A 12,095-nucleotide genomic window follows, 5' to 3' on the forward strand; every position below is an offset into this window, starting at 1 on the left:
CACGAGGCGCTGGATCCGGGCATCAGGCAGCGGACCCCGCAGACCAGCCGTAGACGCGGAACCCGGACACGCGGCCTCGGACCCCGGAAGCCGGCCGGGAGGCGCTGGATCCGGGCAGTCAGGCGTTCGGACGCTCTGGGCCCGGCAGTCAGGCGTTCGGACGCCCGGCACCGGCTGCGAGATCACCCGGCACCGGCTCCGAGCACCCCCGGCACCGGCTCCGAGCTCAGACGTCCCCCCGTCCGAACAACGGCGCCAGCAGCAACTGCGCCGCCCCCTCGGCCACCACCCGCTCGCCTCCCGGGACGACCCGCACCGGCACAGGGCCGCCGCTCTCCCCCTCCCGCCGGGCCCGCGCCCCCAGCACCTCGGTGACCCCCCGCACATACGCCTCGGGCGTCCGTGCCACGGTCCGCCCCCCGAGCAGCACCGCGTCGATGTCCAGCAGCCCCACCAGGTTCCCGGCCGCGACCCCCAGCACCCGCGCCGCCTCGGCCACCTCCCCCCGTGCCGCCGCCCCGAGGCACAGCACCTCCACGCAGCCCCGGTTCCCGCATTCGCACAGCGGCCCGTCCAGCTGGACCACCTGGTGTCCGAACTCCCCCGCCCCGGTCCGCGCCCCGCGGTGCACGCTCCCGCCGATCACCAGCCCGGCACCGAGCCCGGTACCGAGGTGCAGATAGGCGAAGGAGTCGCCCGGCACCTCCTCCGCACCACCGACCGCCAGCCCGAGCGCCGCCGCGTTGGTGTCCTTGTCCACCACCACCGGCACCCCGAGCCGCTCCGCGAGCGCGTCGCGCAGCGGGAAACCGTCCCATCCGGGAAACCCGGTGACCCGGTGCAGCACCCCGTGCGTGTGGTCCAGCGGCCCCGGCAGCGCGACCCCCACCCCCACCAGCGACCCGACCCCGGCAAGTCCCGCCCCCGGGACCGCCCCACCGGCTCCCGACCCGCCGGCCACCGGCCCCCCACCAGCTTCAGACCCACCGGCCACCGGCCCCCCACCAGCTTCAGACCCACCGGGCACCCGCCCCCCACGGTCTCCCGCCCCGCCGACCGCGTCCGGTCCTTCCCCCGCCGGCCCCTCGCCCACCGGTCCTTCCCTCAGCGGACCCTCGCCCACCGGTCCTCCCCGCGCAGGCTCCCCGGCCTCCGGATCCCCGGCCCCCGGCTCCCCGACCCCCTCACGCACCACCTCGCGCACCGCCGCGCACACCGCGCCCAGCACGGCCGCCGCACCCGCCCCCAGGTCCAGCTCCCCGCGCCGCTCCTCCACCACGGCGCCGTCCAGGTCCACGAGCACCACCCGCAGCTCGTCGCGGTCCAGGTGGACCCCGACCGCGTGTCCCGCCTCCGGCACCAGCCGCAGCACGGTCCGCGGCTTGCCCCCCGTCGACGCCCGGCGCCCGGCCTCCGCGGCGAAGCCCTGCTCCCGCAGCCGCGCGGTGATCTTGCTGACGGCCTGCGGGGTCAGCCCGGTGCGCTCGGCCAGTTCCAGCCTGCTGATGCCCTCGGCCCCGGCGTCCCGCAGCAGCCCCAGCACGAGCGCGGCGTTGTGACTGCGCACCGCGCCCAGGTTCGCCCCCGCCGCTCCACCGCTCCTCGGCGTCCCCCCGGCCGCCGCCCCCGGCCCGGCCGCCGCCGTGCCCGTCGTCGTCGCCGTCGTCCCCGTCGCCGCCCGTGTCCTGTTCACGACCCCATTCTCTCCACCGCTTGCACTTTCGCAACAGCGTTGCCAAAGTGGAAGGCATGACTGCAACCCCCCTCCGCGTCGGCCTGATCGGCTACGGCCTCGCCGGCTCCGTCTTCCACGCCCCGCTGATCGCCGCCACCGAGGGCCTCGCCCTGGACACGGTGGTCACCTCCAACCCGGAGCGGCAGCAGCAGGCCCGCGCCGAGTTCCCCGACGTGAGGACGGCCGCCACCCCCGAGGAGCTGTTCGACCGCGCGGCCGAACTGGACCTGGTCGTCATCGCCTCCCCGAACAAGACCCACGTCCCGCTGGCCACGGCCGCCCTCAAGGCGGGCCTGCCGGTGGTCGTGGACAAGCCGGTCGCCGGCACCGCGGCCGAGGCCCGCGGTCTCGCCGCCCTCGCCGAGGAGCGCGGCCTGCTCCTGTCGGTCTTCCAGAACCGCCGCTGGGACAACGACTTCCTGACCCTGCGCCAGCTCCTCGCGGACGGCAGCCTCGGCGACGCCTGGCGCTTCGAGTCCCGCTTCGAGCGCTGGCGCCCGCAGCCCAAGGGCGGCTGGCGCGAGTCCGGCGACCCGGCGGAGATCGGAGGTCTGCTCTACGACCTCGGCAGCCATGTCGTGGACCAGGCGCTGGTCCTGTTCGGCCCGGTCACGGAGGTGTACGCCGAGACGGTCGTCCGTCGCGCCGCCGCCGAGACCGACGACGACACCTTCATCGCGCTCACCCACGCCGGCGGGGTCCGCTCCCACCTCTACGTCTCCGCGACGGCCGCCCAGCTCGGCCCCCGCTTCCGGGTGCTGGGTTCCCGCGCGGGCTACGTCAAGTACGGCCTGGACCCCCAGGAAGCGGCCCTGCGCGAGGGCAGCCGTCCCGGCACCGTCGCCGACTGGGGCGCGGAGGACGAGTCCCTGTGGGGCCGCGTCGGCGCCGGGGAGTCCCCGCTGACCGGCGGCGGCACCCCCGTACCGACGCTGCCCGGCGACTACCCCGCCTACTACGCGGCCGTCGCCGCCGCCCTGCGGGGCGCCGGCCCCAACCCGGTGACCGCCCTGGAGGCGGCTGCCGCGCTCGACGTACTGGAAGCGGCCCGCAGGTCCGCCCGCGAGAAGGTGACGGTGACCCTCTGATGCCCCCGACCACCCCCGGCACCACCGCCGCGGCCACCCCGACCGTCGAGGAACTGGAGGCGCAGCAACAGCGCCTGGTGTTCCGGCGGTTCGGCCACGACGACGCCTGGGCCCTCGGCTCGCTCCTGGTCGAGCTGGCCCGGCGGCGGCAGGCTCCGGTCGCCGTCGACATCCACCGGGCCGGCCAGCAGCTCTTCCACGCCGCCCTGCCCGGCTCCACCCCGGACAACGACGCCTGGATCGCCCGCAAGCGCCGCGTGGTGGAGCGCTACGGCGCCGCCTCCTACCTGGTGGGCGCCCGCTTCCGGGCCAAGGGCACGACGTTCGAGGAGTCCTCCCGCCTCGACCCGGACACGTACGCGGCCCACGGCGGCTCCTTCCCGGTCACGGTCGAGGGTGTCGGCGTGATCGGCGCGGTGACCGTCTCCGGCCTGCCCCAGCTCCAGGACCACCAGTTGGTGGTGGAAGCGCTGGAGGAGTTCCTCGGCCGTTCCGCCGACTGAGGGAACGGCGGGAATCAGCGCGGGTCGCCCTCCGGTTGGCAATGGCCGAGGACGTGATGATCACGGCACCGCCCACCACCGGAGGGACCACATCCGATGACCACCGCACTGAAGGAGACCGTCGGCCGGTACGGCATCTGGAGCGTCGAGCTGCGCTCGGAGGAACCGGACCGGCGCGGCGAACTGGACGAGGCCGCGGCCGAGCTGGAGGAACTCGGGTACGGCGCCGTCTGGCTGGGCGGCAACAGCACCGTGGACCACGCGGCCCCGCTCATCGGGGCGACGCGCCGCATCGCGGTCGGGACCAGCATCCAGAGCGTCTGGCAGCAGGACGCCGACACGACGGCGGCCGGCTTCACCGAGGTGGAGGCGGCCCACCCCGGCCGTTTCGTGCTGGGCCTCGGTGTGAGTCACGGCCCGCTGGTCAAGGACTACCGCCGGCCGTACGCGGCGATGACCGAGTACCTGGACGCGCTGGACACCGCGGGCGTGCCCGCCGAACGGCGTGTGCTCGCCGCGCTGGGCCCCAGGATGCTGGGCCTGTCCCGTGACCGCGCGGCCGGCGCGATCCCCTACCTCGTCACGCCCGAGCACACCGCCCGGGCCCGCGAGATCCTGGGCGACCGGCCGCTGCTGGCCCCGGAGTTCAAGGTGGTGCTGGAGCCGGACCCGGCCCGCGCCCGCGAGACGGCCCGCGCCTACCTCGCGCGCTACCTGCAACTGCCCAACTACACCGGCAACTTCCTGCGCCTGGGCTTCACCGAGGACGACATCGCCGACGGCGGCAGCGACCGTCTCCTCGACGCGGTCTTCGCCTGGGGTGACGAGAGCCGGATCCGTGAACGCGTCATGGCCTTCCACGAGGCGGGCGCGGACCACGTGGCCCTCCAGGTGGTGACGGCGAACGCGGGCGCCGCCCTTCCGAGGAAGGAATGGCGAGCCCTCGCCTCCCTGCTGGCGTGAGGCCGGCCCCCGGGGGGCGCGGGCCGCCGCCGGCTGCGGCCCGCGCCCCCCGCGGGCGTGCTCTCCCAGCACCGGCGCACCGACGCGCTGCCGCTACCCGCCCGCCCTCGGTCTCCCGCCACGTCGGCCGCGCATCCCTCCTCGGCCTCCCCGCCGCCGCGGCTACACGCCCGTCCCTGATCACGAGCGCTGCCGCTACCCGCCCGCCCTCGGCCTCCCGCCGCTGCGGCCGCGCATCCCTCCTCGGCCTCCCCGCCGCCGCGGCTACGCGTCCTTGAGTTCCTGCCGTTGCCGCCCGAGCCCCTCGATCTCCAGCTCGACGACGTCCCCGGCCCTCAGGTACGGCTTGGGTTCGGGCTGTCCCATCGCCACCCCCGCCGGCGTCCCCGTGTTGACGACGTCCCCGGGGTACAGCGTCATGAAATGGCTGACGTAGCGCACGACCTCGCCCACGGGGAAGATCTGCTCGGCCGTCGTGCCGTCCTGCCTCAGCTCCCCGTTCACCCAGAGCCGCAGGGGGAGGTTCTGCGGGTCGGCCACCTCGTCGGCCGTCACCAGCCACGGTCCCAGCGGGTTGAACGTCTCGCAGTTCTTGCCCTTGTCCCAGGTGCCGCCCCGCTCGATCTGGTACTCCCGCTCGGAGACGTCGTGGGCGACCGCGTACCCGGCGATGTGCGCGAGTGCCTCCTCAGCCGAGTCCAGATAGCGGGCCGTACGGCCGATGACGATGGCGAGTTCGACCTCCCAGTCGGTCTTCACCGAGCCGCGCGGCACCAGCACCGTGTCGTGGGGCCCGACGACCGTGTCCGGCGCCTTGAGGAAGACGACCGGCTCGGCGGGCGCCTCGGCCCCCGCCTCGCGGGCGTGGTCGTGGTAGTTCAGCCCGATGCACACGACCTTCCCGATACGTCCGACCGGGGGCCCGATCCGCAGTCCGGACGGGTCCAGCGCGGGCAGGTCACCGGCCTCGGCCGCGGCCCGCACCCGGGCGAGGGCGGCGCCGTCGGCGAGGAGCGTGCCGTCGCTGTCGTCCACGAGGCCCGACAGGTCCCGCAGGGTCCCGTCGGCGTCGAGCAGTGCGGGGCGCTCGGCGCCCGCCGTACCGACTCGCAGCAGCTTCATGGTCACAATCTCCCTCGATCGCGGGGCGCCCCACCGATGTGTGCAGCCATCGGGAGGACTGGCTGATCCTCCAATCGGTCCGTCCACTCCGCAAGACCCTGTTCACGTACTGGACCGTAACCCTGACCGCTCAGCGGTACGGCGTGCCCTGCTCAGCGGTACAGCAGGGCCTGTTCCGCGGCGCCCCAGGCCGTGCTGGTGACGATGTAGAGGGCGGCGGCCAGCGGGACGACGGCCACCGAGACGAGGGTGAAGAAGGACAGCAACGGCGTCACCCGGGTCATGGCGGCGAGACCCGGCACCTGGTCACCGGCGCCGAGCGGGGCCGGTGCACCGCCGGCCGCCCGCCGGGCGCGCCGGTAGTTGACGGTGGCGACGGCCGCGGTGACGGCGAACAGGCCGAGGTAGACCAGCCCGGCGGGGCCCGCTATCCCGCCGTCGGCGAGCGCGTCGGCCCAGCGTCCGCCGAGCGGCGCGGCGAACAGCCGGTGACCGAGCAGGCCGTTGCTCTCGCCGCCGATCGAGGTGCTGGAGAAGAGGTGGTAGAGCAGGAAGAAGGCGGGCAGCTGGAGCAGGCTGGGCAGGCAGCCGGCCAGCGGCGAGACCTTCTCCTCGGTGTGCAGTTCCAGCACCGCCCGCTGGAGGCGTCGGGGGTCCTTGCCGTGCTTCCTGCGCAGCTCGGCGATCCGCGGCCGGAGTTCGGCCTGGGCGCGCCTGCCGCGCGCGGCGGCCCGGGACAGCGGGTGGACGAGGAGCCGTACCAGGGCGGTGAAGAGGACGATCGCGGCGGCTGCCGCGGAGGCGTGGAAGAGCGGGGTCAGCAGGTCGGCGAGCTGCTCGACCAGGCTGGCGAAGACGGACATGGGTGAGCCCTCCGGGGGTCTCGTCGTGCCGGGAAGCGACCGGGAACAACCGGTGCCGGGAGAGAACGGCATGACGACCCGCGCGGGGACACGCGCTGACGTGTGTGAGGACGTGCCCTACGCGACGGTCGCCGGACGGGCGCGTCCGGGTGCCCGGGGCCGCCGGCGGCCGCGCCCGTCGGGATCGCGCTGGGGCAGGAACGCCGTTCGCCGGGCCCGGTCGCGAATCGCCGTGCGGACCCGGGTCGGGGGTACGGCGGGCACGCTGCGCGCGGCCAGCAGGGCGCAGGCGGCGAGCGCGGTGGCGGCGGTGGCCGTCGCGGCGAGGGCGACGGTGAGACCGCCGGTACCGAGGACGGCGGACTGGAGCAGCAGCAACTGCGCCAGGAGCAACAGGAGGGCGAGGGGCGCGGCGGGGGCGCGGAGTACGGCAGGGACGCGGAACGCGGCAGGGGCACGGAGTACGGCAGGGGCACGGAGTACGGCAGGGGCGAGGGGCGCGGCGGGGGCGCGGAGTGCGGGTGGACGCGTGGTGACACGGCTGCGCATCGACGCTCCCCCCTTTCCTCTCCCCGGTACCTCTCGACTGCTGTCGGCGTGCTCAGTGTGCCAGGTGCACCGGGTCGGTCTCCAGGGGCTCCAGGGGCTCCAGCAGTCGTTTGGGCCTCAGCAGCGCCCTGCTGACCGGGTCCGCGGGCGCGGAGTCCAGGGCGGGGCCCGGCACCATGACAACGTCCGCGACCGGCACGTGAGTTCCGCAGGCGGCACATGATCCGTGCACCTCGACGTTCCCGCCGCAGTCCGCGTGCTGGAAGACGCGCAGCCGGCTGCCGTCGACGTGCTCGCGCCCCCACTGGCCGAGGGCGCGCAGAGTGGGCCAGAGGGCGGTGCCGCGCTCGGTGACGACGTACTCGTCCCGGGGCGGCGTCTCCTGGTACCGGCGCTTCTCCAGGATCCCCTCCTCGGTGAGGGTGCGGAGCCGGGCCGACAGGACGGCGCGCGGGATGCCGAGGTGGACGAGGAAGTCGTTGTAGCGCCGGACGCCGTAGATCGCGTCGCGGACGACGAGCAGCGTCCACCGCTCACCGACGACCTCCAGCGCGCGGGCGATCGAGCACTCCTGCGTCACGTAGTCCTTGCCCAGTGCCATGCCCTCCACTGTAACCACAGGCCGTGAATCGGTTCAGTGAACGAACCCATGGTGCTACGGTGGCGGTGACACGTAGGTTCAATGACCGAACCGAAGGCCGCTGGCTCCGCCGGACAGACCGGGGCCCCGCACGGAACAGGGAAGGCCATGACCCGGCTCGACTCCGCCACCGCCACCGCCCCCGCCGTCGCGCACGGCGCCGCCACCACCCGGGACGCCCCCGCACGCCCCCGCGCCACCCTGGCCCTGACCAGCGCGGCCACCACCGTGGCCCTCATGACGTACACGGCCCCGATGGTCACGCTGCCGGACACCGCGCGCGCCCTGCACACCCCGCTCTCCGCCCAGGCGTGGCTGCTCAACGGCACCCCGCTCGGCCTCGCCGCCCTGCTGCTCGTGGCCGGCAGCCTCGCCGACGACTACGGCCGCCGCCGGATCTTCCTCGCCGGCACCGCGGCCCTCGGCCTCACCACCGCCCTCGCCGCGTTCACCACGACGACCTGGCAGTTCACCCTGGCCCGCATCGCCCAGGGCGCGGCCTCCGCGGCCCTGCTGGCCAGCGCCCTCGGCCTGATCGTGCACGCCTTCCCCAGCCCACGCGGCCGCCTGCACGCCACCGGCGTGTGGGGTGCCTTCGTCAGCGGCGGCATAGCCGTGGGCCCACTGCTCGCGGGCGCGCTGCCGAACTGGCGCATCGGCTACGGCGTCCTGGGCGCCGCCGCCCTCGTCGTGACCGCGCTCGGCACCCGGGCACTCACCGAGTCCCGCGCCCCGCGCGGCGGCAGACCGGACGTGTTCGGCGCGCTCACCTTCGGCCTGGCCCTGGTGGCCCTGGTCGCGGCGCTCACCCTGGGCCGGGACGGCTGGCTGCGCGCCCCGGTCGGGCTGCTGCTCGCCGCGGCCGTCGTCCTCTTCGCCGGGTTCGTCGCGGTGGAACGCCGGACCGGCACCCCGATGATCGACCTCGGACTGCTGCGCCACCCCCGCTTCCTGGCCTCCTCCGCGGGCGGACTGTTCACCGGCCTGGCCGTGATCGGCATGTTCAGCTTCCTCCCGGCGCTGCTCCAGCAGACCCTCCGGCTGGCCCCGCTGACCACGGCCTGGCTGTTCCTGCTCTGGTCCGGCCTCAGCTTCGCCGTCGCCCTCCAGGTCAAGCACCTGGCCGGCCGTATCACCCCGCGCACCCAGCTCTCCGTCGGCTTCGCGCTGCACGCGGTCGCCGTCGTGACCATGCTCGGCGCCATCGGCTCCGGTTCCTGGGCCCGGCTGCTGCCCGGCCTGATCGTCGGCGGCGTCGGCAGCGGCCTGCTGAACGGCGCGCTGCCGCTGCTCGCGGTCGAGTCGGTACCGCGCGAACGGGCCGCGATGGGCTCCGGCGCCCAGCAGACCTTCCGCTACATCGGCTCCTGCGCCGGGGTGGCCCTGACCATCGCCCTCGCCACATCGGCCGACGACATGGCCAGGGGCGCGAACATCGCCCTGCTGGTGTCGGCGGGACTGGCGACGGCGGGCGCGGCGGGGGTGCTGGCGCTGCGGGAGCGGAGCGACCGGGAGTGACGAGAGCTTCCTCCTCGCCCCTCCCCCCGCTCACCTGGGCCGCATGGACGCCAGCCTGGCCCACACCACCAGCCGGTACCGGGAGGTGAACTCGGGCGTGCAGGTGGTGAGGGTGAGGTAGTAGCCCGGTTCGTCGTACCCGTACCCGGGCCGGACGAGCGAGCGCGGCACCGGCCGGACGACCCCCGAGTCCGCCGCCGACGTCCGCGGCAGCACCCGGTCGACGTCGTACGTGTACGTCGCCGACCGCGTCTCCACCTCGACGGCGTCCCCCCGCCGCAGCCGGGGCAGGTACCGGAAGGGCTCACCGTGCGTGTTCCGGTGCCCGGCGAGCGCGAAGTTCCCGGCCTGGCCCGGCTGCTGGGTCCCGCGGTAGTGACCGACGTACCCCTTGTCGAGGACGTCCGCCTTGCTCACCCCCTCGGCGACGGGCACCCGCAGGCCCAGCCGGGGGATCGTGAGCACGGCGTACGCCTGGGACCGCCGGGGCGGGGGCGCGGGGGTGTACGGGCCGCGCGCCGCACGGGGCGCCCCGGCGCCCCCCGGTGCGGCAGCGGAACCCGCGCCGGATGCCCCCACGTGCCCACCCGGGCCTGCGGAACCGCCCGCACCCCCGGAGGATGCGCCGCCGCCGGCCGCCGTACCGCTCCCCCACTCGCGCTCCAGCGCCGCCACCTTCCGCTCGGCCCCGCGCCGGGCCTCCCGGTTGGTCCACCACAACTGGTGCACCACCAGCAGCAGGAGGACCAGCCCCGCCGTCACGAGCACCTCGCCTCCGCCCAGGAGCACCTGCCTGCGCCGGGCGCGCCGCCGCCGGTCCCCGTGCCGTACGACCCGTACCCCCGCCACAGCCCGCATCCGCACCCACCTCCAGCCGGAGCCGCCCGCACGATAGGCGCAGCGCCCGCAAGTGGCCAGAGCCGAGGGGGATCCCGGCGGGCGGGTTCAGCCGAGGGGCAGGGCGTCCTGGTAGCCGTTCGCCGGCCGGGCGGTCTTCGTGACGGTACGGGCGTCCAGCGCGACCACCGCCGACCTGGTGCCCAGCGTCCCGCCCGGGTGCCAGGTCCCGGTGACCGTCACCCAGGTGTTCGCCGCCAGGGCGGGACCGCCGTGGATCCGCACCTTCACGGACTGGGCGTCGGCCGCACAGCAGTTGAGGATGATCCGGGTCAGCTCCCAGCCCCCGCTCCCGCCTTCGGCGCCGGAGCCGGGGGTGACGAACCCGGTCATCCGGACGAGGCGCCCCCGGATCGCCCGCCCCCGGTCCTCCTGCACCCGGCTGGTGAAGTCGGAGAGGGTGATGGGGAGGGGCGAGGTGGGCGGCAGCGGGTCGAAGTCGCCCGTGTGCGTGACCGGTTCGGGCGGCTGCCGGGCGGCGGTGTAGGCACCGAGGGCGGGTGGGGCGTAGCAGAGCAGGCTGAGGGCGGGAAGGAGCAGCAGCCAGGCGACGCGCGGGACGGCGGAGTGGTCGTGCCCGTGGGAGTGCCCGTGCCCGTGCTCACCGTGCTCACGCCCGCGCTGCTGCTGACGCCTCTCCTCCTGACGCCCCTCCTCCTGGCCACCCTGCTCATGACCAGCTTGCGCCTGCCCACCCTGCGCCTGGCCGCTTCGCTGTCGGCTTTCGTGCCCGTGCCCATGCGTGTGCTCGTGCCCATGCCCTTGCCCGGGCCCGTCCCCGTCCTGGTCTTCCCGGCCTCTGTCGAGGACGGCGCTCGCCAGGCCCAGCAGGACCAGGACGGCGCCGGAGACGACGAGCGGCAGCCGCATGCCTTCCTTGACGTAGCGCAGGCAGAGGTCGGTGAGGAGGGAGACGTGCAGCAGCCCGAGCCCGCAGGTGACGAGCAGCCCCGCCTGGAGTGACCGTCTCACAGCAACCCCCCACCGACCAGCGCGCTGCACGCCACGGCGACGACGAAGGTGGCGGCGGAGAACCGTACGGCGAAGGCCCGCCCGAAGGTCCCCGCCTGCAGGGCGATGAGCTTCAGGTCGACCATGGGTCCCACCACCATGAAGGCGAGCCGCGCGAGGGGCGGGAACCCGGTCAGTGAGGCGGCCAGGAAAGCGTCGGCCTCGGAGCACACCGCGAGCAGGACGGCGAGCCCGGCGAGGAAGAGCACGGACATCCAGGGCGCCGCGGCGAACGTGTCGAGCACGGAACGCGGGACGGCCACGTTGAAGGTGGCCGCGGCCATGGCGCCGAGGACGAGGAACCCGCCGGCGTGCAGGAAGTCGTGCTGGAACCCGGTACGGAACTCGTCCCACCGGCTGCGTCCCGTCCGGTGCCCGGTGTGCCGTACGACGGGCCGCAGCCACTCGGTCCGCCCGAAGCGCAGCCACAGCCAGCCCATGACGAAGGCGGTGGCGAGGGAGGCGAGCAGCCGCGCCAGCACCATGGCGGGGTTCCCGGGGAACGCGATCGCGGTGGCGGTGAGCACGACGGGATTGACGGCGGGCGCGGACAGCAGGAACGCGAAGGCGGCGGCCGGCGGCACACCCCGTCCGATCAGACTGCTCGCGACCGGCACGGAGGCGCACTCGCAGCCGGGCAGGACGACACCGGCGACCCCGGCGACCGGAACGGCGAGCGCGGGCCGCCGGGGCAGCACCCGCCGGAAGACGCCCTCCGGTACGAAGGCGCTGATCGCGCCGGACAGCGCGGTGCCGAGCAGCAGGAAGGGCAGGGCCTGCACGGTGACGGCCAGGCACACGGTCCGCCACGCCTGCACGGCCGGGGCGTCACCCCACCGCCCGAGCAGGAACAGCACGGACCCGGGTACGACGGCGGCCCCCAGCAGCAGCAACGGCCAGAACCGCGGCGGCCCGCTCCCCCCGCCACCCGGCCCGCTCCCCTCGCCACCCGGTCCGCTGTCCGCGGCGCTGACGTCCTGCCGAACACCCTCCCCCCGTACCGGGGCCACCCCACGCATCGCCCGCACGCCTCCCTCACACACATCTGCCCGCCCTGATGGCTTCGCGCCCCATGGAGGCCACCCCCATAGCCACGCGCCCAGCGGGACCGGTGGGGTCCGCCCCCAAGGCACCACCCCTCTCGGCGACCGACCCTACGGCTACGGCCCTCACGGCGACCGACCCCGTACGCCTACGGCCCTCACG

General features: G+C 75.1%; 12 protein-coding genes. 4 read left to right on the forward strand and 8 right to left on the reverse strand.

Annotated features, from left to right (window positions below):
* Nucleotides 1–226: 226 nt before the first annotated feature.
* On the reverse strand, nucleotides 227–1,693 hold the full coding sequence (locus GT045_RS01580; RefSeq protein WP_345942519.1) for an ROK family transcriptional regulator: 1,467 nt from the start codon (nucleotides 1,691–1,693) through the stop codon (nucleotides 227–229).
* Nucleotides 1,694–1,749: 56 nt separating this feature from the next.
* Here GT045_RS01580 and GT045_RS01585 point away from each other — a divergent pair, with 56 nt between their 5' ends.
* The 3 genes from GT045_RS01585 (at nucleotide 1,750) to GT045_RS01595 (ending at nucleotide 4,289) form a co-directional block, all read left to right on the forward strand.
* Nucleotides 1,750–2,823: a Gfo/Idh/MocA family oxidoreductase gene (locus GT045_RS01585; RefSeq protein ID WP_161296166.1), complete on the forward strand. Its 1,074-nt coding sequence runs from the start codon at nucleotides 1,750–1,752 to the stop codon at nucleotides 2,821–2,823.
* Complete coding sequence (locus GT045_RS01590; protein WP_161296168.1) at nucleotides 2,823–3,326, forward strand: heme-degrading domain-containing protein; 504 nt, start codon at nucleotides 2,823–2,825, stop codon at nucleotides 3,324–3,326. The genes GT045_RS01585 and GT045_RS01590 overlap by 1 nt, the downstream gene beginning before the upstream one ends.
* Nucleotides 3,327–3,422: 96 nt before the next feature.
* Nucleotides 3,423–4,289: an LLM class F420-dependent oxidoreductase gene (locus GT045_RS01595; RefSeq protein ID WP_161333054.1), complete on the forward strand. Its 867-nt coding sequence runs from the start codon at nucleotides 3,423–3,425 to the stop codon at nucleotides 4,287–4,289.
* 264 nt (nucleotides 4,290–4,553) lie between these two features.
* On the opposite strand, the gene GT045_RS01600 is transcribed toward GT045_RS01595, so the two are convergent.
* The 4 genes from GT045_RS01600 to GT045_RS01615 all read right to left on the reverse strand — a co-directional run bounded on the left by GT045_RS01600 (nucleotide 4,554) and on the right by GT045_RS01615 (nucleotide 7,433).
* Entirely contained in the window at nucleotides 4,554–5,411 is an 858-nt protein-coding gene (locus tag GT045_RS01600) for a fumarylacetoacetate hydrolase family protein (RefSeq protein ID WP_161333055.1), read from the reverse strand.
* A gap of 152 nt (nucleotides 5,412–5,563) precedes the next feature.
* Nucleotides 5,564–6,274, reverse strand: a complete 711-nt coding sequence (yidC, locus tag GT045_RS01605; protein ID WP_161333056.1) for a membrane protein insertase YidC — start codon at nucleotides 6,272–6,274, stop codon at nucleotides 5,564–5,566.
* A gap of 117 nt (nucleotides 6,275–6,391) precedes the next feature.
* Nucleotides 6,392–6,670, reverse strand: coding sequence for a DUF6412 domain-containing protein (locus GT045_RS01610; RefSeq protein WP_161288534.1), 279 nt, complete (start codon nucleotides 6,668–6,670; stop codon nucleotides 6,392–6,394).
* A gap of 205 nt (nucleotides 6,671–6,875) precedes the next feature.
* Entirely contained in the window at nucleotides 6,876–7,433 is a 558-nt protein-coding gene (locus GT045_RS01615) for a helix-turn-helix domain-containing protein (RefSeq protein WP_161333060.1), read from the reverse strand.
* 138 nt (nucleotides 7,434–7,571) lie between these two features.
* Between GT045_RS01615 and GT045_RS01620 the strand changes: the two genes are divergently transcribed.
* Complete coding sequence (locus tag GT045_RS01620; RefSeq protein WP_161290891.1) at nucleotides 7,572–8,981, forward strand: MFS transporter; 1,410 nt, start codon at nucleotides 7,572–7,574, stop codon at nucleotides 8,979–8,981.
* Between the two features lie 30 nt (nucleotides 8,982–9,011).
* Here GT045_RS01620 and GT045_RS01625 read toward each other — a convergent pair whose 3' ends face one another.
* From GT045_RS01625 to GT045_RS01635, 3 genes are all read right to left on the reverse strand, one after another.
* A complete protein-coding gene (locus GT045_RS01625; protein ID WP_161333057.1) occupies nucleotides 9,012–9,839 on the reverse strand; it encodes a class E sortase in 828 nt (275 codons plus the stop codon).
* Between the two features lie 87 nt (nucleotides 9,840–9,926).
* Complete coding sequence (locus tag GT045_RS01630) at nucleotides 9,927–10,850, reverse strand: TIGR03943 family protein (RefSeq protein WP_161333058.1); 924 nt, start codon at nucleotides 10,848–10,850, stop codon at nucleotides 9,927–9,929.
* Nucleotides 10,847–11,908, reverse strand: a complete 1,062-nt coding sequence (locus GT045_RS01635; protein WP_161333059.1) for a permease — start codon at nucleotides 11,906–11,908, stop codon at nucleotides 10,847–10,849. The genes GT045_RS01630 and GT045_RS01635 overlap by 4 nt, the downstream gene beginning before the upstream one ends.
* Nucleotides 11,909–12,095 lie beyond the last annotated feature (187 nt).

The sequence above is a fragment of the Streptomyces sp. SID486 genome, assembly GCF_009865385.1.
Lineage (GTDB): Bacteria > Actinomycetota > Actinomycetes > Streptomycetales > Streptomycetaceae > Streptomyces.

Bases quoted from the DNA above. Each gene is read 5' to 3' on its own strand.
- GT045_RS01585 (WP_161296166.1), top strand. From the start codon at position 1,750: ATGACTGCAACCCCCCTCCGCGTCGGCCTGATCGGCTACGGCCTCGCC.
- GT045_RS01590 (WP_161296168.1), top strand. From the start codon at position 2,823: ATGCCCCCGACCACCCCCGGCACCACCGCCGCGGCCACCCCGACCGTC.
- GT045_RS01595 (WP_161333054.1), top strand. From the start codon at position 3,423: ATGACCACCGCACTGAAGGAGACCGTCGGCCGGTACGGCATCTGGAGC.
- GT045_RS01600 (WP_161333055.1), bottom strand. From the start codon at position 5,411: ATGAAGCTGCTGCGAGTCGGTACGGCGGGCGCCGAGCGCCCCGCACTG.
- yidC (WP_161333056.1), bottom strand. From the start codon at position 6,274: ATGTCCGTCTTCGCCAGCCTGGTCGAGCAGCTCGCCGACCTGCTGACC.
- GT045_RS01620 (WP_161290891.1), top strand. From the start codon at position 7,572: ATGACCCGGCTCGACTCCGCCACCGCCACCGCCCCCGCCGTCGCGCAC.
- GT045_RS01625 (WP_161333057.1), bottom strand. From the start codon at position 9,839: ATGCGGGCTGTGGCGGGGGTACGGGTCGTACGGCACGGGGACCGGCGG.
- GT045_RS01635 (WP_161333059.1), bottom strand. From the start codon at position 11,908: ATGCGTGGGGTGGCCCCGGTACGGGGGGAGGGTGTTCGGCAGGACGTC.